17 protein-coding genes are annotated in these 22,699 nt (G+C 64.4%); 12 read left to right on the top strand and 5 right to left on the bottom strand.

Features of this window, described 5'->3' with window-relative positions; genetic code table 11:
• Nucleotides 1-336: 336 nt before the first annotated feature.
• Both ACF07D_RS15730 and ACF07D_RS15725 read right to left on the bottom strand, forming a co-directional pair.
• Nucleotides 337-1,419: a hypothetical protein gene (locus ACF07D_RS15730; RefSeq protein WP_391505539.1), complete on the bottom strand. Its 1,083-nt coding sequence runs from the start codon at nucleotides 1,417-1,419 to the stop codon at nucleotides 337-339.
• 307 nt (nucleotides 1,420-1,726) lie between these two features.
• The gene (locus tag ACF07D_RS15725; RefSeq protein WP_119281299.1) at nucleotides 1,727-2,002 is read right to left on the bottom strand and encodes a mycoredoxin; all 276 of its coding nucleotides are present in this window, start codon (nucleotides 2,000-2,002) and stop codon (nucleotides 1,727-1,729) included.
• 241 nt (nucleotides 2,003-2,243) lie between these two features.
• On the opposite strand from ACF07D_RS15725, the gene ACF07D_RS15720 reads away from it, so the two are divergent.
• The 5 genes from ACF07D_RS15720 to ilvA all read left to right on the top strand — a co-directional run bounded on the left by ACF07D_RS15720 (nucleotide 2,244) and on the right by ilvA (nucleotide 7,864).
• Nucleotides 2,244-3,587, top strand: coding sequence for an inorganic phosphate transporter (locus ACF07D_RS15720; RefSeq protein ID WP_119281298.1), 1,344 nt, complete (start codon nucleotides 2,244-2,246; stop codon nucleotides 3,585-3,587).
• Nucleotides 3,584-3,886, top strand: a complete 303-nt coding sequence (locus ACF07D_RS15715; protein ID WP_119281297.1) for a hypothetical protein — start codon at nucleotides 3,584-3,586, stop codon at nucleotides 3,884-3,886. Before ACF07D_RS15720 ends, ACF07D_RS15715 begins: the two co-directional genes overlap by 4 nt.
• 65 nt (nucleotides 3,887-3,951) lie before the next feature.
• Nucleotides 3,952-5,355, top strand: a complete 1,404-nt coding sequence (locus ACF07D_RS15710; RefSeq protein ID WP_391505538.1) for an aldehyde dehydrogenase family protein — start codon at nucleotides 3,952-3,954, stop codon at nucleotides 5,353-5,355.
• 65 nt (nucleotides 5,356-5,420) lie between these two features.
• Entirely contained in the window at nucleotides 5,421-6,623 is a 1,203-nt protein-coding gene (locus tag ACF07D_RS15705) for an AI-2E family transporter (protein WP_391505537.1), read from the top strand.
• Nucleotides 6,620-7,864, top strand: a complete 1,245-nt coding sequence (ilvA, locus tag ACF07D_RS15700) for a threonine ammonia-lyase (protein ID WP_255809032.1) — start codon at nucleotides 6,620-6,622, stop codon at nucleotides 7,862-7,864. The genes ACF07D_RS15705 and ilvA overlap by 4 nt, the downstream gene beginning before the upstream one ends.
• 72 nt (nucleotides 7,865-7,936) lie before the next feature.
• Here the strand turns inward: ilvA and greA are convergent, their stop codons facing one another.
• The gene (gene greA, locus ACF07D_RS15695; RefSeq protein ID WP_119281294.1) at nucleotides 7,937-8,419 is read right to left on the bottom strand and encodes a transcription elongation factor GreA; all 483 of its coding nucleotides are present in this window, start codon (nucleotides 8,417-8,419) and stop codon (nucleotides 7,937-7,939) included.
• A 120-nt stretch (nucleotides 8,420-8,539) separates the two neighbouring features.
• Nucleotides 8,540-8,962 (bottom strand): DUF4307 domain-containing protein, encoded by a 423-nt coding sequence (locus ACF07D_RS15690; protein WP_162920972.1) that lies wholly within the window; start codon nucleotides 8,960-8,962, stop codon nucleotides 8,540-8,542.
• 84 nt (nucleotides 8,963-9,046) lie between these two features.
• Between ACF07D_RS15690 and mca the strand changes: the two genes are divergently transcribed.
• The 3 genes from mca to recQ are packed head-to-tail and all read left to right on the top strand — an operon-like array spanning nucleotide 9,047 to nucleotide 12,079.
• Nucleotides 9,047-9,916: a mycothiol conjugate amidase Mca gene (gene mca, locus ACF07D_RS15685; protein ID WP_255809034.1), complete on the top strand. Its 870-nt coding sequence runs from the start codon at nucleotides 9,047-9,049 to the stop codon at nucleotides 9,914-9,916.
• Nucleotides 9,913-10,239: a hypothetical protein gene (locus tag ACF07D_RS15680; protein WP_391505536.1), complete on the top strand. Its 327-nt coding sequence runs from the start codon at nucleotides 9,913-9,915 to the stop codon at nucleotides 10,237-10,239. Before mca ends, ACF07D_RS15680 begins: the two co-directional genes overlap by 4 nt.
• Before the next feature lie 4 nt (nucleotides 10,240-10,243).
• Nucleotides 10,244-12,079 (top strand): DNA helicase RecQ, encoded by a 1,836-nt coding sequence (gene recQ / locus ACF07D_RS15675; RefSeq protein ID WP_391505535.1) that lies wholly within the window; start codon nucleotides 10,244-10,246, stop codon nucleotides 12,077-12,079.
• Between the two features lie 20 nt (nucleotides 12,080-12,099).
• On the opposite strand, the gene ACF07D_RS15670 is transcribed toward recQ, so the two are convergent.
• Nucleotides 12,100-12,918 carry a hemolysin III family protein gene (locus ACF07D_RS15670; protein WP_391505534.1) on the bottom strand — a complete coding sequence of 273 codons (819 nt, stop codon included), beginning with the start codon at nucleotides 12,916-12,918 and terminating at the stop codon, nucleotides 12,100-12,102.
• Nucleotides 12,919-13,040: 122 nt separating this feature from the next.
• Here ACF07D_RS15670 and ACF07D_RS15665 point away from each other — a divergent pair, with 122 nt between their 5' ends.
• The 4 genes from ACF07D_RS15665 to ACF07D_RS15650 all read left to right on the top strand — a co-directional run.
• The gene (locus tag ACF07D_RS15665) at nucleotides 13,041-13,826 is read left to right on the top strand and encodes an isoprenyl transferase (RefSeq protein WP_391505533.1); all 786 of its coding nucleotides are present in this window, start codon (nucleotides 13,041-13,043) and stop codon (nucleotides 13,824-13,826) included.
• Between the two features lie 40 nt (nucleotides 13,827-13,866).
• A complete protein-coding gene (locus ACF07D_RS15660) occupies nucleotides 13,867-15,168 on the top strand; it encodes an amidohydrolase family protein (RefSeq protein WP_391505532.1) in 1,302 nt (433 codons plus the stop codon).
• 274 nt (nucleotides 15,169-15,442) lie between these two features.
• On the top strand, nucleotides 15,443-16,003 hold the full coding sequence (locus ACF07D_RS15655) for a hypothetical protein (protein WP_391505531.1): 561 nt from the start codon (nucleotides 15,443-15,445) through the stop codon (nucleotides 16,001-16,003).
• On the top strand, nucleotides 16,000-22,699 hold a 6,700-nt coding region (locus tag ACF07D_RS15650; RefSeq protein ID WP_391505530.1), incomplete at its 3' end, for an Ig-like domain-containing protein. The genes ACF07D_RS15655 and ACF07D_RS15650, both read left to right, overlap by 4 nt.

The following is a 22,699-nucleotide window of genomic DNA, read 5'->3' as shown; positions in this document are numbered from 1 at the left end:
GTCAGTGATGACGAGTTAGCGGAAATGCAGCGGATGTTGAATGATCGTCCACGGGAAACGTTGGGGTGGGCGACGCCTCGTGAGAAACTGAACGAACTATTGGCTGGTGTTGCACTAACACCCTGAAACCGCCGTCGTGTGCTTCTGTGGGAACCGTGTACAGCCGGGTCTGGCTCGCTGCAAGGGCCGGGATGGACCGGGTGGAGGATCGGGTCTGACCTGGTCTGGTCTGGTCGGGTCTGGCGGAGGGTCGGCTCGGACGGGTCCGCTGCAAGGGCCGAGCTGGGCGGAGGATCGGGTCGGGCCGGCTGCAAGGGCCGCGCCGGGCTTCGCTGACTAAGGTAGGCCCTGCAAGAACGCGGTTACGCGCGGACCCCAGCGCTCGTTCGGCTCCCCAGGCACCCGCACCCCGTGCGCTGCCAAGAGTGCTCCGAAGCGCTCACGGGAGAACGCCTCGGCGGAGCCCCACCGGATGGGGCGCAAACCGGTGGTGCCCGAGATCCAGTCGGTGCGGCGTTTCTCGGCGAGGACGATCTCTGCCGGGGTCTGTCCGCGGAGCATTGCAGTGTCCAAGTATTTCTGTTTGCCGTCTGCTTCTCCCCAGAAGCCCGTACCTGTCAGCCGGAAATCGAGAAAGACCTCGCCCCGACCTCCACCGCGCACCCCGACCTGCAGGTCAACGTCGACGCCGAGCTCCACGAACCGTAGCCGCGAGAGGCTTTCAAGCGGCGAGTCTGCTCGCGGATCAGCCAACACGGCGACGGCTTCAACGGCCCGACTGCCTGGCCTGCCGCGCAGCGACTCGGACCGCCGAAGCATCCCATCGCGCCAGGCGTGCACCGTGGCGGCATCTATCAGCCGCCCGACCCGCGCCATCTCACTGAGGTGCGTGTCTGCGCTTGCGAGCGCGATCGTGAACGGGCCTGAACGTGCGAGGTCAGCGATTGTTCGGTCGGCCGTCGTCCGTCGAAACCTTTCGCAGCTGTCGACGTCGCTCGCCGCAAGCTCGGCGCGATGGCGAACGACCGTGGAGCTCGGCGATGAGGGGCGCGTACGGGACACAGTGACGTCCACGACCCGCGAGTTCGAGCCTGGACCCGCAGACGTCTGCCGACGTCCCGCGTCACGCAGCCACCGCGACAGCGCCGGGAACCCATGGAGCACGGCAGCACTGCCATGGGAGAACACCGGGGGCCTCTGAGCGCTGCCGTGCGCGGCGAGCAGTGCCGCCAGATGTCGCGTCTCAGCCGACGCTGACTCCCAGAAGCTGCCAGAAATATACCAGCCTTGGCGCAGCCGAACGAGTGACGAATTTCGAGTGGCGGCCGCGATGTCGCGCTCACTGACACCCGAGCGTCGCAGCTCAGCGGCACGGAGCAACTGGCCTGCGACGGCTTCGATCTGTCGAGAGGATGGCACTCGGATAGTCTGACCGAGTTATCGGCCCTCCGAGGGGATACCCACAGGCGGCGCGCGATGCCGGGGAAGTTGGGGTGGTGTTGACGAGGCTGCGATGCCGGGGAAGCTGGGGTGGTGTTGACGAGGCTGCGATGCCGGGGAAGCTGGGGTGGTGTTGACGAGGCTGCGATGCCGGGGAAGTGGGGGTGCTGTTGACGAAGCCCCAATGCCATGGGCTGCGGTGTGGCGGACGACGTCAGTGACGCCGGGATGACCGATGAAGCCCCGAGGCCAGACAGGCGCCGGGGCTTCATCGACGAGGGGCGGGTTACAGCCCCAACTTGGCCTTCACGTCGTTCAGCGAGGGGTTTGTTGCGGTCGTACCGTCGGGGTAGACAACCGTTGGAACTGTCTGGTTGCCGCCGTTGACCTGCTCGACGAGCTCTGGCGTTCCCGGGGTGTTCTCGATATCAACCTCGGTGAAGCCGATGCCGGTGGCCGAGAGCATCGTCTTGAGGCGCTTGCAGTACCCACACCACTCGGTCGAGAACATCGTGATGGCCCCCGCCTCGGGGGTGAAATCTGAAATCTGTGCGGTGCTCATTGCACGCTCCTCACTCTGGTTGCCAGCGGCTTCGCCTGTCCACTCCAACATACGCTGCTGACGCGATATTCCTGCGGTGAGAGCGCGAAGATGAACGAAAGGTGAACGACCAGGGTCTAGCTTGACCGAACCATTGCGAGGTGCCAACATTTAGTTAGCGCGCGCGTGAACGGCACGTAAACCGTTGTGAGCGAGCACGCGATGAAACTCATCAATTTCTAACGCCGAACGGAAGGCGCCGGTGGAATTCACCCTCATCGTGCTGCTAGTTATTGCGCTGGCACTCTTCTTTGACTTTACGAACGGCTTTCACGACACAGCCAATGCGATGGCAACTCCCATCGCCACTGGTGCGCTCAAGCCGAAGACCGCCGTGCTACTTGCGGCAGTTCTCAACCTCATCGGGGCATTCCTGTCGACGGAGGTCGCCAAGACGATCTCTGGCGGTCTGATCCGCGAGGGCTCTGATGGCGGGGTACTGATCAGCCCCGAGATGGTTTTCGCCGGCCTCATTGGCGCGATCGTCTGGAACCTTGTGACGTGGCTCTACGGCCTTCCGTCGAGTTCGTCTCACGCCCTGTTCGGTGGCCTCATTGGTGCCGCGGTTGTTGGTGCGGGTTTCTCGGCGATTGATGGCGGCGTCTTCATGTCGAAGATTCTGCTGCCTGCCCTCGCGGCTCCACTCACCGCAGGCCTTGTCGCGTTCGCCGCCACTCGAGTCGCCTACGCGATCACCCGCCGCCATGACGGCCGCAAGGACGGCCGCGGCCGGTTCAGGTACGCCCAGATCGCGTCGTCGTCGCTGATCGCTCTCGCGCACGGTACGAACGACGCACAGAAGACGATGGGCGTCATCACGCTCACCCTTGTCGCCGCCGGTTTGCAGGATCCCGGTACGGGGCCGCACTTCTGGGTCATCGCAACGTGTGCGATTGCGATCGCGCTCGGCACCTACTCGGGCGGTTGGCGAATCATCCGCACCCTTGGCGCGGGCCTCACCGACGTGAAGCCTGCGCAGGGCTTCGCGGCTGAGACGTCGACGGCTGCAACCATCCTCGCGTCCAGCCACCTCGGGTTCGCGCTCTCCACGACCCAGGTCGCATCGGGCTCCGTCATTGGTTCGGGTCTCGGGCGCAAGGGGTCGACGGTCCGCTGGCGGACTGTGGGTCGTATCGCTTCGGGCTGGCTCTTTACGCTTCCTGCAGCCGCGATCGTTGGTGCGGTCGCCGCCCTGATCGCACACCTCGGCACCTGGGGCATCATTCTTGACGCTGTGCTGGGCCTGTTCTTCATTCTGTTCATCTTCTGGCGTTCGCGCCGCAACAAGGTTGACGCGGGCAACGCGATCGCCGTGCCCGACGTCGCCGAGTCTGGTTATGCCGTGCGCATGGGCAAGGGCCGTGTCAAGAAGGTTCCGACGAAGACCGGCACTGTTCCGCCGCTCACGCCTGTCGCGCAGTCGGCGGTGCGCTCTGACAAGGCGAAGCGCGCGGCCGAGAAGGCAAGGCGCGAGGCCGAGAAGGCTGCTCGGAAGGCAGCAAAGAAGGCCGCGGCTCAGAAGCAGCGCGAGGGAGGCAACGCATGAGTGATATCAACTGGTTGGCGTTTCTCACGGTGTTCGGCGCCGCGCTGTTTTCGGCAGTGTTCGTTGTCGCCCTGTACTCGCTTGGTATTCGCTTCTTGGCGACGCCTCCCAAGCCAGCGCGCAGGCCTGACGGATCGATCGAGCCCGTCGGCCCGGACCGCGACGACGAGGACGACGACATTGACGAGGAGGCTGGCCGTCCGCTGTGGGCGACAATCGCCGCCAACACGTGCTTCGCTCTGTCGGTCGTCGCTGTGCTCGTCGGCATCTACCTGATTGTGCCCGCGCTTCACGGCTAGCCGCACACAGCGAACTGCGCCCCTGGTCCTGTCGAAGGCCCAGGGGCGCAGACTATTCTGGGCGCATGAGCTTTACCGCAATTGATCGCATCCCAGGGATCGTGGCTGGTCTTCGCTACACGTTCGACCAGGGGGTGACGCGCCCCGAGTCGTGGCGGCGCGAGCAACTGACGCGGCTGCGCGACCTGCTGCTCGAGCGCGGCGCCGACTTTGAGCGTGCACTTTTCGAAGATCTTGGCAAGGCAGGCACCGAGGCGCAGCTCACGGAGATCGGGTTCTTAGTTGCAGAGATCGATCATGCGCTCTCGCACCTGGGGAGGTGGATCCGGCCGCGCCGTGTTGGGCTCCCGTTGGCGCTGCAGCCCGCTCTGGGAAAGGTGGTTCCAGAGCCGCTCGGCGTCGTGCTGGTGATTGCGCCGTGGAACTACCCGCTCATGCTCGCGTTGTCACCGGTGATTGGTGCACTCGCCGCGGGCAACTCGGTCGTGATTAAGCCGAGCGAGCTCGCGCCCGCGACGGCCGAACTCATCTCCCGGGTTATCCCAGACACGCTCGACAAGCGCGCGGTTGCGGTTGTCGAGGGGGCGGTGCCCGAGACCACAGCGCTCCTCGCCGAGCGATTCGATCACATCTTTTACACGGGCAACGGCAATGTCGGCAGGATCGTCGCCCGCGCTGCCGCAGAGAACCTCACCCCCGTCACGCTCGAGCTCGGCGGGAAGTCGCCCGCCTACGTCGATGATTCGGTCCCGCTCGATGAGGCGGCGAAGCGTCTCGTGTGGGGCAAGTTCATGAACGTCGGGCAGACCTGCGTCGCCCCCGACTACGTGATCGGTTCACGTGAGGTGCTTGCGAGGCTCGCGCCGCTGCTCGCCGACGCCATTCACGAGTTGTATGGATCGGCGGCACAGCAGAACCCCGACTACGGGCGGGTCGTGAACCGTGCCCAGTTCGACAGGCTTGTCGGTTACCTCGCTGATGGTGAGGCAGCCGTCGGCGGTCACTACGACGCTGAAGCGCTGCACATCGACCCGACGGTGCTCACCGGTGTTTCACGTGAAGCGCGAGTGATGCAGGAGGAGATCTTCGGGCCGATCCTTCCGCTCGTCGAGGTTTCCGATCTCGACGATGCACTTGCCTTCGTCACGGGTAGGGACAAGCCGCTCGCCGCCTACGTCTTCAGCGATGATTCAGACGTTCGCAGGCGGTGGGAGCGCGAGACGAGTTCTGGCGCCCTCGCGTTCGGCGTTCCGGTGATGCACCTCACCGCTCCCGAACTGCCGTTCGGCGGGGTCGGCGAGAGCGGTATGGGCGCCTATCACGGTGAGCTCTCGTTCCGAGTGTTCAGCCACGAGAAGGCTGTGCTCGCGAAGCCGCTGCGGCCCGACACTCTCGCGGCGACTGTCATGCCCCCATATACCGCCGCGAAGGATGGCGTCGCGCGGAAGTGGCTGCGGAAGCTCCTCTAGTGGGTGCGAGGGGTTCCTGGCCGCTCACCCACGTACGTGCATATGGCGCTCAGTAGACTGTGCACGTGGAAGAGCCAAACAAGACCCCGGACGCGGTGTCGCCGACTGAGCGTGCCGAACAGGAGCTGCCGCTTGGCATCCGGGTCGCCGCCGCGTGGTCCTGGCGCCTCATCATTATTGTTGTTGCCGCCGGCGCCCTGATCTGGGGCATCGTGCAGGTGCGGATCATTGTGATTCCGCTGCTCATTGCGATCCTCCTCACTGCGCTACTCAACCCCGTTGTTGACTGGTTCATCAGGCGCGGGCTTCCCCGCTGGTCTGGCGTTGTCGGCGCGCTTGGCGTGTTCATCGCGGCGCTGTGGGTGCTCATCTGGCTCATCGTGACGCAGCTGCGCGACGGCTTCGGGGATTTCTCGAAGCGCTCGGTGGAGGTGTGGAACGAGATCCTTGATTGGGTGCAGCACAACACTCTCGGGATCCCTGTCGATCAGCTCGACGACCTGATGAACCAGGCGCTGCAACTGCTCGAGAACAACCAGGGCACACTGTGGACGGGCGCGCTCGGCGTTGCAACGACCGCAACCCAGGTCGCCACGGGCCTGCTGCTCACGATCTTCTCACTCATCTTCCTGCTGATTGATGGCAAACGCATTTGGTATTGGGTTGTCGGCTTCGCCCCTGCCCGAGCGCACGCGGCGTTTGACGCCGCTGGCCGCGCCGGCTGGGTGTCTGTCGGGCAGTACGTGCGCGTGCAGATCTTTGTCGCCTTCGTCGATGCTGTCGGTATCGGGCTCGGGGCGACGATCCTGGGAGTGCCGTTTGCGATCCCTGTCGCGATCCTCGTCTTCCTTGGTTCGTTCATTCCGTTCCTCGGCGCGATCGTGACTGGCGCGCTTGCCGTGTTCATCGCGCTTGTCTACAACGGCCCTGTGACCGCGCTCATCATGCTTGGCGTCGTCGTGCTCGTGAACCAGATCGAGGGCCACGTGCTGCAGCCGCTGGTGATGGGCAACGCGGTTCGGGTGCACCCGCTCGGCGTCGTACTTGCCGTGACGACGGGTACCCTGCTCGCCGGTATCCCTGGCGCACTGTTCGCGGTGCCGATCGCGGCCGCGGCGAACACGATAGTGAGCGTGCTCGTGAAGCGGCAGTGGGAGTCAGGTACGGACCCGGCGGCAGAGTTCCATCGAAAAGACCAGGTCCATCGCGTCGCGAGAGCGCGCGCAAAAGAAGCAGCGAAACACGCGCGGAAAGGAAACATCGCATGAGCGACGCCTACACGGCCCCAACGCTTGAAGACTTTGAGCGAGCCCTTGAGCGGGTGCATCGAATTACGCAGCGCACGCCGCTTGAGACGTCGCGATTCCTTGCTGGGATCAGTGGTGCGCCGCAGGTGTACCTGAAGTGCGAGAACCTGCAGCGCACCGGAGCGTACAAGCTTCGTGGCGCGTACAACCGCCTGCTGCAGCTCACAGAGGAGGAGCGGGCGCGCGGCGTCGTCGCGGCCTCGGCCGGCAACCACGCTCAGGGTGTCGCGTTCGCCGCACGCGAGCTCGGGATCAAGGCAACCATTTTCATGCCGAAGGGCGTCGCCCTGCCCAAGCTGCAGGCGACCCGCAACTATGGCGCAGAGGTGCAGCTTGCGGGTGACATCTTTGACGAGACAGCGGTGGCCGCTCAGGAGTTCGTCCGGGAGACTGGCGCTGTCTTTATCGCGCCGTTTGACGATCATGCTGTGATCGAGGGGCAGGGGACTGTCGCGCTCGAGATTCTCGAGACGGCTCCCGAAGTCGAGACAATTATCGTGCCGATCGGTGGTGGCGGCCTGATCTCTGGCGTTGCCGCCGCCGCAAAGCAGTGGGCAGCGAAGCACGGCAGACCGATGCGCATCATCGGTGTGCAGGCCGAGAACGCTGCGCCGTTCCCGGTCTCGCTTGCGGCTGGCGAGCCCGTCACCGTGAAGACGTCGCCGACGATCGCGGACGGTATCGCAGTCGCGAGACCAGGATCGCGGAACTTTGAGGCGGTGCGCGAGTACGTCGACGAGATCGTCACTGTGAGCGATGACGACATCGCCCGCGCGATCGTGCTGCTGCTCGAACGTGCGAAGCTCGTCGTTGAGCCAGCAGGCGCCTCGGGTGTCGCGGCGATCATCGCCGACAAGGTGCAACTCACTGGCCCGACCTCGGTGATCCTGTCTGGCGGCAACATCGACCCGCTGCTGCTGCAGCGCGTTATCGGCCACGGCCTTGCCGCCTCGGCGCGCTACACGAAGTTGCGCATTCTCTTGCCCGACGTTCCCGGGCAGCTCGTGCGGACTGCCTCGATCGTTGCCGAACAGAACGCCAACGTTGTCGAGGTCATTCACACGCGCCACGCGACCGAGCTCCCTGTCAGCGAAGTCGAACTTGAGCTGCACATTGAGACCCGCGGCGCGGAGCACGGCGAGGCTGTCGCTCAGGCGCTCCGCGATCAGGGCTACCAGGTGCGAGTCGGCGAACGCTACTGACACGAGGTATAAACGTCAGTGCCCGGGAGCTGGATAGCTCCCGGGCACTGACGTTTATGTGGACTGTGCGTGTTACGCGTAAGTGTCGACTGCGAGCACCTTCACGGGAATCTCCTTGCCGTTGGGTGCCGTGTAGCTCGCCTCTTCGCCGACCTTCAGCCCGAGAATGGCAGCGCCGAGCGGGCTCTCAGCACTGTACACGTCGAGGTCGGAGCCGTCTGCGAGGTTGCGGTTTCCGAGGAGGAACCGCTCTTCGTCACCAAACACTTCTGCGGTCACGACCGTTCCGACAACGACGACGCCGTTGGCCTCTGGAGCCTCGCCGACCGTCGCGTGCTTGAGCAGCTCGGTAAGGTCGCGAATGCGAGCTTCCATCTTGCCCTGCTCGTCTTTGGCGGCGTGGTAGCCGCCGTTCTCCTTGAGATCCCCCTCCTCGCGGGCTGCCTCGATGCGAGCCGCGATGTCTTTTCGGCCCGCGCCAGAGAGTGCGTCGAGCTCAGACTGCAGGCGGTCGAATGCCTCCTGCGTGAGCCAGGTCTGCGTGGTCTCGGCCATGGTGTCCTCGTTCCTTGGGGGAAGGTCCGCCCACCGAGGGAGAGCGAACCCGCTGATCTATGACGAACGCCCCGTCGAGCAGGGCGTACGGCACAAGGGTATCAGTGTAGGTTGTGCTGGCTAGCGTTCAACAGGCCAGCACGCCTTCGCGTGGGCCGCCGTCGCCGGCCCCAGCGTGACGATGTCAACGCTGACGGTCTGGGAGCGGCCATCGATAACAGGAAGGTCTACGATCTTCCACCCGACGGTTGCTTTCGACGTGTTGAGCGCCTCGACGGCGCAGCTGACGGCAACACCAGGGTCGGCGTTCACTTCGAACTTGGTGCTCGCGCTGAAGGTGTCGCCTGGGCCACCCTCGTTGTGGAGTGTGAAACCGATGTTCTGGAACTCGGTGGTGCTCTGCCGCCAGTTCCCGAAGACGACGACGAAGAGCCCGACCAGAATTGCAACCGAGGCGAGCGACCAGCCGATACGCCGATCCCACCGCTTGGAGCGGCTCGCGCCGTAGCGGTCGGCTACGGTGTCGCTGGCGGTTTCGGTCACGGGGAACCTCCGGTGTGTGCTGGCTAGACTAGTCCCGTGCCAGCGTATCGGGATCGCATGATCGCTGCATGTGAAAGGACGCCCATGACGCTCAGATTGATCGCCGTACACGCGCATCCCGACGACGAATCGAGCAAGGGAGCAGGCACCTACGCCCACTACCTTGACCGCGGCGTCGAGGTGCTGATCGTGAGCTGCACGGGTGGAGAGCGCGGCGACGTGCTCAACGAGCTAGCAGCCCGAGACCCGCGGAGCCGCCGCGATCTTGCCGGCCTGCGACGCAGCGAGATGGCCCGCGCGCAGGAGATTATCGGCTTCGAGCACACGTGGCTCGGCTACGAGGATTCGGGGCTTCCAGGCGAGGGGGAGGATATCCCCTCAGGATCGTTCGCCGACGTGCCGAAGGAAGTGTCGGCCGAGGCACTCGTGCGCGTGGTTCGCGCGTTCAAGCCGCACGTGATGATCACCTACAACGAACAGGGCGGATACCCGCACCCAGACCACATCCGCACCCACGAGATCAGCATGATTGCGTGGGAGCGTTCGGGAGACGCGAGCGCGTACCCGGATGCCGGCGAGCCGTGGGAGATCGGAAAGATGTACTACGAAGACATCTTCAACTCTGAGCGGGTGAAAGCGATCCGTGCGTGGCTCGTGGAGAACGACCCGGAATCCCCGGTACTTACGCGCATCGATGAGATGAGCGAATGGCTGCTGCGGCGTGGCTACACCGGAACCGCTCGCGTGAATGTTGGCCCGTTCCTCGACAAGCGCGACGACGCGCTCCGAGCGCACGCGAGCCAGGTGTCGCCCGACAGCTCGTTCTTCTTCTGGCCGAACGAGGTTCAGCTGCAGGCGTGGCCGTTTGAGGATTACAGGCTGGCGGGCTCAAGAGTCGAGACCAGCGAGTTTGAAGCAGATCTGTTTGAAGGAATTGAGGAGAACGCACGATGAGTGTTGTTTCGAGCGTGGCGCTTGCCGCTCAGTCATTTGTTGCCGAGGCTGTCATCGCGATCGCCGCGAAAGACGGCGAGACGTTTGACCCAGACAAGGTCACGCCGGGCCCCGAGGGGTTCATTGCGACCGCAGTATTCGCCGCCGCCGTTATCGCGCTCGGATTCCTGCTTGTGAAGCGCCTGCGCCGCAACACCTACCGCCACGAGATCCGCGAGGACATCGCGGCGGAGCTCGCCGAGAGTGGGAACGCTGATGGTGCGGGGTCCGAGAACAACGCACGCGGTGATGGGAACGACGGATCCCGCGGCACTGGAGCCTAGCTGCATGACGGGCGTTGTGCGCGACCCCCAGGAGATCCTTTCGGGGGTCTTTGGGTACAGCGAGTTCCGCGGCGAGCAGGAGGCGATCATTCGTCACGTTGTTGCTGGCGGGGACGCGGTCGTGCTCATGCCAACTGGCGGCGGCAAGTCGCTGTGCTACCAGATCCCGGCGATCGCCCGCGCGGGCACCGGCATTGTGCTGTCGCCGCTCGTGGCCCTTATGCACGATCAGGTGATGGCGCTGCGGCTCGCTGGGGTGCGCGCCGCGGCGCTGAACTCGTCGCTCGCGCAGGAGGAGCGGCGGGCCGTCGAAGCCGCCTACCTCAACGGCGAGCTCGACGTGCTCTATCTCGCGCCCGAGCAGCTTGCGGTGCCAGGCACCGTCGAATTTCTGAAGCGGGGAACTGTCGCCCTGTTCGCGATCGACGAGGCACACTGCGTATCGCAGTGGGGCCACGACTTTCGGCCCGACTACCTGCGGCTCGGCGCCCTCGCAACTGAATGGCCAGACGTGCCCCGGATCGCGCTCACGGCTACCGCGACGCCCGAGACTCACCGGGAGATCACTGAGCGGTTGTTCCTCGCGGACGCCCGCCACTTCGTGTCGAGCTTTGACCGCGCGAACATCCGCTACCAGATCGTGCCGAAGCAAAATGTGCGCTCGCAGCTGCTTGCGTTTATTCGAGCGGAGCACCAGGGCGAAGCCGGAATCGTGTACGCGCTGAGCCGCAAACGGGTCGAGCAGACGGCGGCCGCATTGCGGGATGCCGGAATCGACGCCGTTGCGTATCACGCTGGTTTGCCCGCAGACGTGCGACTCGATGCTCAGACCCGGTTCCTTCGCGAGGACGGCGTGGTTGTAGTCGCGACGATCGCATTTGGGATGGGCATCGACAAGCCCGATGTTCGGTTTGTCGCACACATCGATCTACCGAAGTCCGTCGAGGGCTATTACCAGGAGACTGGCCGAGCCGGGCGTGACGGAGCGCCCTCTGAGGCCTGGCTCGCGTACGGGCTCGCCGACGTCGTGCAGCAGCGCCAGTTCATTGATTCGGGTGACGGAGACCAGGCGACCCGGGCCAATCAGACCCGCCATCTCGATCACATGCTCGCGCTGTGCGAGAGCGTCACCTGCAGGCGCAGGTATCTGCTCGGCTACTTCGGCGAGCTCGACGCCCCCAAAAACTGCGGCAACTGTGACGTCTGCCTGGACCCGCCGAAGCTCTGGGACGCGACGGTTCCCTCGCAAATGCTGCTGTCGACGATCATCCGTACGCAGAACGAGCGCGGGCGCACATACGCAGCCGGTCAGCATATCGACGTCCTTCGCGGAGTGGGGTCCGAGCGCGTCAGCCAGATGCGGCTTGACGAGCTCTCAACCTGGGGCATTGGAACCGAGTGGACAGTTGCACAGTGGCGCGGCGTCGTGCGTCACCTTGTCGCAATTGGGCTGCTCGAAGCTCGGGGCGAATGGGGAGTGCTCTGGCCGAGCGAGGCAGCGAAGCCGGTGCTTCGCGGGGAAGAACAGGTGCTGATGCGCGAGGAGGTTATCGCGCGCGCGACATCGTCGCGGCCAGGCGGCGGGGCGAAGCGTTCGGCAGCCGCAGCGGATCTCACGGCCGAGCAGGCCGAGGTGTTCGAGCGGCTACGGGCGTGGCGTGCCGCCGAGGCGAAGGAGCAGGGCGTGCCTGGGTATGTCGTGTTTGGGGATGTGACGCTCGCGGCGCTCGCCACCCATCAGCCAACAACTGACGAGGGGTTGCTCGCAATCTCAGGCATCGGGCAGGTCAAGCTTGAACGCTATGGAGATGCGGTGCTCAGGGTGCTCGCCGGCGAGTAGCTGTCGGCTGCGCCCTGGCGCTACTGCAGATAGATGGGGTCGAGCGCGAGCAGCAGTGCTGCTGTCCAGTGACACAGAAATGCGATCACCGTGAGCGAGTGGAAGATTTCGTGGAACCCGAACACCCCAGGCGCCGGGTTGGGCTTCTTGAATCCGTAGACGACTGAGCCCGCTGTGTAGAGCAGGCCGCCAACGATCACGAGTACCATCGCGGCGAGGTTCGCGTGCGCGATGTCGACGATGTACATCATTGCCGCCCAGCCGAGCAGCAGGTAGAGCGGAACGTACATCCAGCGCGGCGCGCCGATCCAGAACACCCTGAAGCCGATTCCGAGGAGCGCTCCCGCCCATACGAGCACGAGCAGCAGGATCCCCTTCTCAGGGGGAAGCGCGAGCAGCGCGATCGGGGTGTACGTGCCAGCGATGAGCATGAAGATGTTCGCGTGGTCGAGCCTACGGAACAGCTGCTTCGTCGTGGGCTTCCAGTTGATGCGGTGGTAGAGCGCAGAGACGCCGAAGAGCAGCATGCTTGTGAGCATGAAGACAGCCGATGCCCACTTCGCGAGTGCGCCGTGCGCGAGCGAGATGAGCACGATGCCTCCCGCGACGGCGATGGGAAACGTGCCAGCGTGGATCCAGCCGCGCCAGCGTGGCTTTACCTCGTCGGTAGACGCCTCGTCGTCGCCGCCGTGCTCGGCTTCGTGTTCGAGTGCGTCGTCGAGGAGCGGCAGGGCGAACCTGTCGGTGCCCTGGTCAGCCTCACTCTCGGGCACAGGTGAGGCGGTGTCTCGGGGATCTAGCGGCGCGCCCACCGCATCCTCTGCATCGGAAACGGTCATGCCCTGAGTGTATGGTCCCAACAGATCTCGCGGGGTATATATGTAGGCTACCCCCACTCGTCGCGCGGCTGGGCTGATGAAACACCCGGGCCCAGGCGGCGGCACATCGCTAGACTACCCAGGTGACCCCCCAGCCCAAACCGCCGCGCACCGGCCTGCTGTACCGCCTGTACCAGCAGCGTCTGCGGCGTGAGATCGTCGACGCGCGCGTGCCGCACCACGTTGCTGTCATCGTCGACGGGAATCGGCGCTGGGCGAAGCAGCGGCTGCAAGAGCGTGCGGCGTTTGGGCATCGAGCTGGCGCCCGCAAGGTTCCCGAGTTTCTCGGCTGGTGCGGGAACGCGGGCGTGAAGGTCGTGACGCTCTACCTGCTCTCAGCCGACAACCTGAATGCCAGGGGCAGCGACGAGCTCGAGGATCTCTTTGGGATCATTGCCGAACTTGCCACCGAGCTCGCCCGCAACCCTGCCTGGCGGGTGCAGCATGTCGGCTCGTGTGAAGGGCTCGCCCCGGAGCTCGCGACGGCTCTGGCTGTTGCGGAGGAACGCACGCGGGGAAACACTGGCCTGCACGTCAACCTGGCAGTTGGTTACGGTGGCCGCAGTGAGATCGCGGCGGCGGTGCGCAGCGTCATCGAGGCGCATCAGGAGGATGGCGGTACCCTCGAGAACCTTGCCGAGACCCTGACCCCCGACAAGATCGGTGAGCACCTGTGGACGCGGGGACAGGCCGATCCGGATCTCGTTATTCGCACCTCGGGCGAACAGCGCATCTCGGATTTCATGATTTGGCAGTCGGCGCACTCTGAGTTCTACTTCGTCGAGGCGCTGTACCCCGACCTGCGCGAGGTCGACTTCCTGCGCGCGTTGCGCGACTACTCTGCTCGCCAGCGCAGGCTTGGCGGCTAGCCCACTGCCACAGACCTGCCGCGCCCGGTAGCCTTGGCGCATGACGACTGAGACAGTGCTTCGCGCCGACTCCATGCTCACGCCGGCCGGGACGGTGGCCCCCGCTGAGCTCGCCTTCGATGAGACGGGGCGCATCAGCTACGCCGGGCCGCCGCGCGCCGAAAGCGTTGTGACACATGACCTCGCGGGCCACGCGCTCATGCCGGGGCTCACCAACGGTCATACCCACTCGGCCATGACCCTCCAGCGAGGGGTATCAGATGACGAGAGCTTCATGCAGTGGCTCGCCACGGTGCAGGGCATCGAGCAGCGGCTCACCCACGACGATCTCGTCGCGGGGCTCGAGCTTGCGCTGCTCGAGATGATTGAGACAGGGACTGTCGCGTTCGCTGACATGTATTACTGGGATGAGGCGCTCATCGAGCGAGTTCGCGCTGCCGGCATGCGCGTGTTTGCGGCGCTAGCGTGTAGTGCGAGCGACCACGTTGCCTACCCAACTGTCTCTCCGATGACGGGGGCCGAGGTGCTCGACGAGGTCGAACGGCTCGCAGACCGCTACCGCGAGGACCCGCTCGTGCGGGTGGGCTTCGGGCCCCACGCCCCGTACACGTGCACGCCCGAGTTTCTGCGCGAGGTGCGGGAGCGGGCGGTCGCAGGCAACATTCCGATTCACACTCACGTCTCGGAGTCGGCTGCCGAGGTCGCGCAGATTCGAGAGCAGTACGGGAAAACGCCTGGAGATCATCTCGCATCGCTCGACTTCTTCGACGCTGAGGTCCACGCCGCGCACTGCGTGCACCTCACCGAGGGCGAGATCTCGACGTTTGCCGAGACCGGTACTTCTATCAGCCACAACCCTGTCTCGAACCTCAAGCTTGGCAACGGTATCGCCCCGTTTCCCGAGATGATCGGCGCTGGCCTCGCGCTCGCGATCGGCACTGACTCGGTCGCGAGTAACAACTCGCTTGACCTGTTCGAGGAGTTGAAGCACGCAACGATTCTGCACCGGGGGGCTCGCCAGGACGCGGCGGCAGTGCTCGGGCCGCAGGTGCTCGACATTGCGACGAGGGGTGGCGCCGCTGCAATCGGGTTCGCTGATTCGGGGGTACTCGAAGCAGGCAAGTTCGCCGATGTCGTCGCGGTCGATCTTCGCGGCACAGCGGCTGCGCCACTCGCGCCAGAGTCCCTCGTGGCGCATCTCGTCTATGGTGCGACCGGAAGGGACGTGCGGCATGTCTTCATCGGAGGCCGTCACGTCTATGCAGACGGGGAGCACCTCACGCTTGATGCCGAGGGTGTACGCGAGCGCGCGCGGGTCGCGCGAGCCCGGCTCGTGTCGTAGCTAGCAGTCGGCAGTTCGAATCGTAGAAAGCTCCCTCGCCAAGGCGGGGGAGCTTTCGCGTTACTCACTCCAAGCGGCTGAGTAGCGACTGAGTATCAGGGGGTCACCGTGCGGTGATGAACGATTGATGATTTTTCTTCACGCCTGAGAATTTCGTGTATAGAATCCCAATTAACTTGCTGTTTGTTGCCTTGCTATTTCGCTTGCGGTCGCCGTGAGTGACTGCGGTTTCCGCGAATCTGCTGTGGCTACATGAGCAGATTGGATGGGGGACATGACCGCAACGAAGCATCATAGCCACGGCGTTGCCGAAGCTGACGATTCACCGGGCGTCGTCGACGAGGCGCGTCCCGAGAGCATCGACGCTGGCACGCAGTCTGACGACTCGACTGCGACCGGTACTCAGCGCCGCACCAGGCGAGCAGTCATAGCGGGCGCCCTCGGGATCGGGCTCGTCGCGGGCGGTGGGATCTGGCTCGCCCTCCCACACGGAACGGCCGATCCCCGCCTGCCAGCTGGATTTCCGACAACACAAGAGGTGCCAATCGCCGCGGGCGAGGTGACCACCTCGACACTCATCGGCTCGCAATGGCAGGTCGATTTGCATGTCGATGACTATGAGGCGCAGCTCGCAGCCATCGAAGACCTGCAAGGAGCCGGTTTTGCGCTCAAGGGCCAGCAAGGCTCGGGGCCAATCGGAACTGTGAGCGCGTTGAGTAGCGAAAGCCACTCAGCGCGCGTTGAGTTTGGACAAGACAACGACGGCAACTTCACAGTGAAGTACGTCGTCTCGGAGAGCCAGGGCGCTCCCCAGAACGAAGGGAACGCGAAGTGAAGATCACACATTCGGCAGGCACCCAGAGCTCTGGGCACCCGCCTCGACGCCGAGAACAGCGAGCGCGCACCAGGCGGCAGCGGGTGGCCGGGGTCATCGTCGCGGCGCTTCTCGGCACCTCCGCCGCGGCGTTCGGACCGCTCGCGGTAGCGAGCCCGGCGCTCGCCGCAGGTACACCCCACGGTGAGGTCGTCGGCATCGTCGAGTGGCCCGCAGACGCTGACCTTCACGCAGGTGGTGTGTGGGGCGGCGGCGACTTCAACCTGATTGTCGGAACGACAGGCACTCCGACCACGGCGATCAAGCGGTTCAACGTGAACGCCGCTGGAGGCCCGACAGGGACACGCAACTCGTACAACCTTGGAGTCAGCGCGCACGCGGTGAACCCGGGCATCTATGCGACTGCGGGGTTGAACCTCGGCGGACGCTCAGCGGCATCGCCTGAGGCGCTCGCCCACTACGGCTTTGCGAACACGGTCTGGGTGGACTGGAGTCCGTCGACTGACAACGGCTCTGGCGAGAAGGGGAAGACATACTCGATCGAGATCCCGTCTCCCACGGTTGCCGAGGCCAACGCGGCCGGAAAACCGATTCACCGTGACTTCACCAACTCCTCGTGCGGTATGGAAGTGAACCCGTACACGAGTGAGCTCGTCATTCTGAACAACTGTACGGCGAACGAAAACCGTGTGCAGTACCTCGTGCTGAACCCCGGGCCAGACGGCGATCCGTTGACGATGGAAGACAACAGCTTCGATTGGTTTATCGCCAACCCCCTCACCGCCAACGGCGGCGCGGTCAGCGACATGACGATCGATGCGCTCGGCAACGTCTACAACTTCCTCTCGCCAACCGACAACCGGGGAACGATTGTGCGCACGGATGCCCAGACCGGGCTCGTGACGACAGTCGGAGAGTGGAACCAGGGGCCGGGCGAGCCGACAGGCCGATACGAGTGGGTCTCCCTCGCGTTTCTCGACGGGAAAATGGTCGTACCGACGGCCAATATCAACTCAGGCCAGAAGCTGTTCGCCGTTGACCCGCTCACGGGCAAGGCCGAGGCGATCCCTGGCTACACGCCCGGACTTCTCAACCGCAACTACGTGAATTACGACGGAGCTGGTGTCGAGGGCGCCGTCGGCCTGCAGGGCAAGGTCGTAGACGTGAACGGGACCGGGCTCGAGAACCAGACGGTGGCGATTTACCAAGACAACGGCGATGGAACCGCGACACTACAGGGGTCCCGGCCAACTGACGCGAACGGCGAGTATGCAGCGCTGCTGAACTGGTCAAACGGCGTTGGCTACGTGCGCGTCGTGCAGCCGCAGCTCACGACTGGCGCCGGCGCAGCTGCTGAGGTCAAGAACGGTGAGGTCGTTGCCGCAGAGGTCGCAACCCTCGTGAACGACAACACGAACTCGATCGAAGTGTTGAACGAGGGCAACAACGGCGTGAACCCGCCGCTCGGAACCCCGCTCACCACAACGATCAGCGTTGCTGACACCGACGACCTCGTGAAGATTACGGGCAACAACGCGTCGGTGTTCTACACCGCAGACTTCACCGTCGCATTCGCTGGGTCGACCGCTGATCTCTCCCGGAACAGCCTGCTCGGCACAGACGCCACCGCGGGCAACGGGCCTCAGCACCTCAACGTTGCAGGGGATTCGAGCGGGGACCTGAGGCTCGGCGCAACGAACGGCGAATACACTGTCGGCGCGACAGACAACAGCCACGCGAGCGATGATGGTGTGTTCTTGAACCTCGCGGGCGACACTCCGCTCGCGAAAGACCAGCTGTTCGCCAGCGGCCAGACCTACCCGATGCGTGCGGTGAGCGAGGGCGCGCAGGCGGCGAACGCGAAGGTAGGGGCGTGGCTCTCCGCCGCGGGCGCCCAGAACGCGAACCCGCGAGGTGCGTTCGGCGACGGAGTGTTCGGGACAGGAGCGACAGTCGATTTTGACCTCGTCTTCCCGTCGACTGCGGGGTTCTCGACGCTGCGCGTCAACTCCTCGCTCGCAGACGTCACGAAGCCAGACAACACGCTCGGCGAGTACGCGGCGACGGCCGCCACCTCAGGTACTAAGCCGTGGACGACGCCTGGCGAGGTCGAAGACTACGACGTCAAGACGGTCTCCTCGGTCGTTCGTGTGTCAGCCGAGAGCAGCGTCACAGGGTCGTACGCCTACACGCTGACGGGCGTGTCTACGACTGCGCCCTCGACGACAACTGCTGAGGTCGTCGTGAGTGACGCGGGTGAGATCACACCGTCGAGCACGGTGCACGAAGGCACTGTCGGCACCGACGTCGTTGTCAGCCCGACAGCGACACCGGCCGGAACTGTGCTCAAATCGGCAAAGATCATCGATGCGCTCACGGGCGACGAGATCGCAGACGCGACATTCACCTCGGCTGGTGTCGTGACGATTCCCGGAACTGCAGTCACGATGGGCTCCGACATCCGCGTGGTCCTCACCTACAGCGAGGATCCCTCCGCCGAGGACTCGTCCCTCGAGCTTGCGCCCGCGACCGCCGAGGCAAACGGCACGAGTTCGATCACCGCAACCGTGACAGTTGTTGGGGGTGTCTCAGGTGAGCCGCTCGCGGGCCAGGTCGTGAAGATCGTTGCGGACCCGGCGAACGCCGACGTGACAGTGTCGAACGTCACCGACAACGGGGACGGGACCTACACAGCGACGATTACAAGCTCGGTGCCAGGCACGTATCCGATCGCCGCGACTGTTGAGATCGCCGGAAGCGACGAAGCGGTCTCGGGCTCGCCCGCAGACGCGGTCTTCATCGCCGGTGCACCGAGCGCAACCGAATCGGTATGGGAGATCGACAAGACGGGCCCCCTTCAGGCGGGGAGCGGCGCGGGCAGCACCTACACCGCAACCGCGACGGTGAAGGACGCAACCGGAAACGCTGTCGGTGCGGGTGTCGACGTGAGCTTCACCGTGCCCGCTGGGGTCAACGGGTTCACGGAAGAAACCGTTGTCGTCGTTCCGACTGACGCGAGCGGGGTCGCAAGCCTCGCGCTTGTCAGTTCTGTAGCTGGCGAGTATGTCTTCACTGCCGGACTCGGAGCTGAGCAGATCGGTGCAAGCGAGACGCGGGCATGGACCGCGGCGGCAGCTGATACTGCGCATTCCGAGTTCTCGGTGACGAGCGGGGTGAAGACTGCTGATGGGACCGCGCAGCACGTGTTGACTGCCGCGGTCGCGGATGAGTTTGACAACCCGGTTTCGGGTGAAGAGGTGACGTTCACGCTCCCTGCGGGGGCTGAGTACGCGGGAACGACCGCGGGCACCTGGGTGTCAGGAACGACCGGAACGATTGTTGTTGCGACCGACGCTGCGGGTGCCGCGGCGATCGGGGTGACCTCGACGGTGGCAGCCACGTATTCGGTTGCCGGTGCGATCGGGGCCGGAACGCTTCCGGGTTCGCCAGCGGATATCGAGTTCGGTGCTGGTGAGGTTGATGCTTCGGCTTCGAGCTGGGAGATCACGCCGGCTGGTCCGATTGCGGCTGGTGGAACGTACACGGTCACGGTGATTGCGAAGGATAGCTCGGGTAATCCTGTTGCCGGGGCTGATGTCGCGCTCGCTCTTCCGGCTGATGTCACAATCGTTGGTGGCGGTGCTGCGACTGGAACTTCTGGTGCTGACGGCACTGTCGTTTTCGAGATCACGTCGACTGTGAAGGGCAGTCACGATGTTTCTGCAACGATCGGTGGTGACCCGGTTGGTGGGGCAGGGGCTGGTACCAAGTCTGTCGAGTTCACCGCGGCGGCAGCTGATACTGCGCATTCCGAGTTCTCGGTGACGAGCGGGGTGAAGACTGCTGATGGGACCGCGCAGCACGTGTTGACTGCCGCGGTCGCGGATGAGTTTGACAACCCGGTTTCGGGTGAAGAGGTGACGTTCACGCTCCCTGCGGGGGCTGAGTACGCGGGAACGACCGCGGGCACCTGGGTGTCAGGAACGACCGGAACGATTGTTGTTGCGACCGACGCTGCGGGTGCCGCGGCGATCGGGGTGACCTCGACGGTGGCAGCCACGTATTCGGTTGCCGGTGCGATCGGGGCCGGAACGCTTCCGGGTTCGCCAGCGGATATCGAGTTCGGTGCTGGTGAGGTTGATGCTTCGGCTTCGAGCTGGGAGATCACGCCGGCTGGTCCGATTGCGGCTGGTGGAACGTACACGGTCACGGTGATTGCGAAGGATAGCTCGGGTAATCCTGTTGCCGGGGCTGATGTCGCGCTCGCTCTTCCGGCTGATGTCACAATCGTTGGTGGCGGTGCTGCGACTGGAACTTCTGGTGCTGACGGCACTGTCGTTTTCGAGATCACGTCGACTGTGAAGGGCAGTCACGATGTTTCTGCAACGATCGGTGGTGACCCGGTTGGTGGGGCAGGGGCTGGTACCAAGTCTGTCGAGTTCACCGCGGCGGCACCTGACGCTTCTCAGTCAGCCATGACCGCAACTACTGGTGTCGTTACCGCGGATGGTACCGCGAGTCACAAGGCGACAGCGAAAGTCAAGGACAGCTACGGAAATACTGTCGGAGCCGGTGTCACGGTGACGTTCACCTTCCCGGCGGACGTTGTGGGGGCCGGTGGCGCCTCGCCGCAGACAGTCGTCACGGACACCGACGGAAAAGCAGCGCTTCAGCTGACCTCTGTGGTCGCCGGCACCTACGAGGTCGCGGCCACGATCGACGTTGCCGGCACGGCGACAGCGATCTCAGGATCGCCGGTGTCAGTTGAGTTCGGATCAGGCGGGGCTTCGGCAGCGAACTCCACCTGGGAGATCACTCCGGCCTACGGAACTGTGGCAGCCGGCGGCACCTACACCGCCAAAGTGACTGTGCGCGACGCGACTGACAACCTCGTCGAGGGTGAAGTTGTCACGTTTGAATTCCCCTCAGGCGTGAACGGGACTGGCGTGACGAGCGGGACAGCGACAACAGGCGCAGACGGTGTAGCCTCGTTCGAGCTCACCTCTGAGACAGCATGGGTTGACTTCCCAATCGCTGCTCTCGTCGCAGGAACTGCTGTAGACCCAGCGACGATCCCGATCCAGTTCACTGCTGGCTCAGCGAGCCTCGAGACCTCGACGATTGTGGTCGATCCCACAACCATTGACGTCGGGTCTGAGCCGCCGGGGACCGCAACGGTCACCGTGCAGCTCAAGGATGCCTTCGGCAACGATGTCCACGACAACACTGCGACTGTCGTCATCGAGACGAGCGTAGGTACGATCACCGCGACGGCTGCTGCCGGGTCTGACACGGGCAGCTACACGGCTGAACTCTCGGGCACGACGGCTGACCTGGTAGACGGTCAGGCAACCACTGCTGATCTCTCGTTCACGGTTGACGGAGCGGAAGCAACTGCAACCGCAAGTGCGAAGCTCATCGACGATACGGCCCCGCTCGCGCCCACGGTCGACTCGACCGATGGTGGCGTGGTGACCGGTACCGCCGAACCCGGATCGACGGTTGTCATTCGTGACCCAGATACGGGCGACGTGCTGTGCGAGACGACGGCCGACCCGACAACTGGTGCCTTTGCGTGTGGCTCGGCAGACCAGCCGCTTCAACCAGGCAAGCACGAGGTTGTCGCAGTGGACCCGGGAGGCAACGAATCTCCGTCAACGCCCATTACAGTGGCAAAGCCCCCCGTCGTCGATTCGACTGATGGTGGTGTCGTGACTGGTGAGGGTGAGCCTGGTGACACGATCGAGGTGCGCGATCCGGATACGGGCGAGGTGCTGTGCTCCACCGTTGTGAAGCCTGACGGCACGTTCGAGTGTGGTCCGATTGAGGGCGGCGGCGACCTGGAGGTTGTGCAGATCGACCCCGATGGGAACGAGTCGGCGCCGATTGAGATCACGGTGACGAAGCCACCTGTCGTGGATTCGACCGATGGCGGTGTGATCACCGGTGAGGGTGAGCCCGGTGACACGATCGAGGTCCGCGATCCGGATACGGGTGACGTGCTGTGTTCCACGACGGTGAAGCCTGACGGCACGTTCGAGTGTGGCCCGATTGAGGGCGGCGGAGACCTGGAGGTCGTGCAGATCGACCCCGATGGGAACGAGTCCGCTCCGATCGAGATCACGGTGACGAAGCCGCCGAAGGTTGACTCCACCGACGGTGGTGTGATCACCGGTGAGGGTGAGTCTGGTGACACGATCGAGGTGCGCGATCCGGATACGGGCGAGGTGCTGTGCTCCACCGTTGTGAAGCCTGACGGGTCGTTCGAGTGTGGTCCGATTGAGGGCGGCGGCGACCTGGAGGTTGTGCAGATCGACCCCGATGGGAACGAGTCGGCGCCGATTGAGATCACGGTGACGAAGCCACCTGTCGTGGATTCGACCGATGGCGGTGTGATCACCGGTGAGGGTGAGCCTGGTGACACGATCGAGGTGCGCGATCCCGATACTGGCGAGGTGCTCTGCTCCACCGTTGTGAAGCCTGACGGCACGTTCGAGTGTGGTCCGATTGAGGGCGGCGGCGACCTGGAGGTCGTGCAGATCGACCCGGATGGGAACGAGTCGGCCCCGATTGAGATCACGGTGACGAAGCCGCCGAAGGTTGACTCCACCGACGGTGGTGTGATCACCGGTGAGGGTGAGCCTGGTGACACGATCGAGGTCCGCGATCCGGATACGGGTGAGGTGCTCTGCTCCA

It is taken from the genome of Leucobacter sp. NPDC015123 (assembly GCF_043080205.1).
Classification (GTDB): Bacteria; Actinomycetota; Actinomycetes; order Actinomycetales; family Microbacteriaceae; genus Leucobacter; species Leucobacter aridicollis_A.
This window is presented reverse-complemented; position numbering and strand designations above follow the sequence as displayed.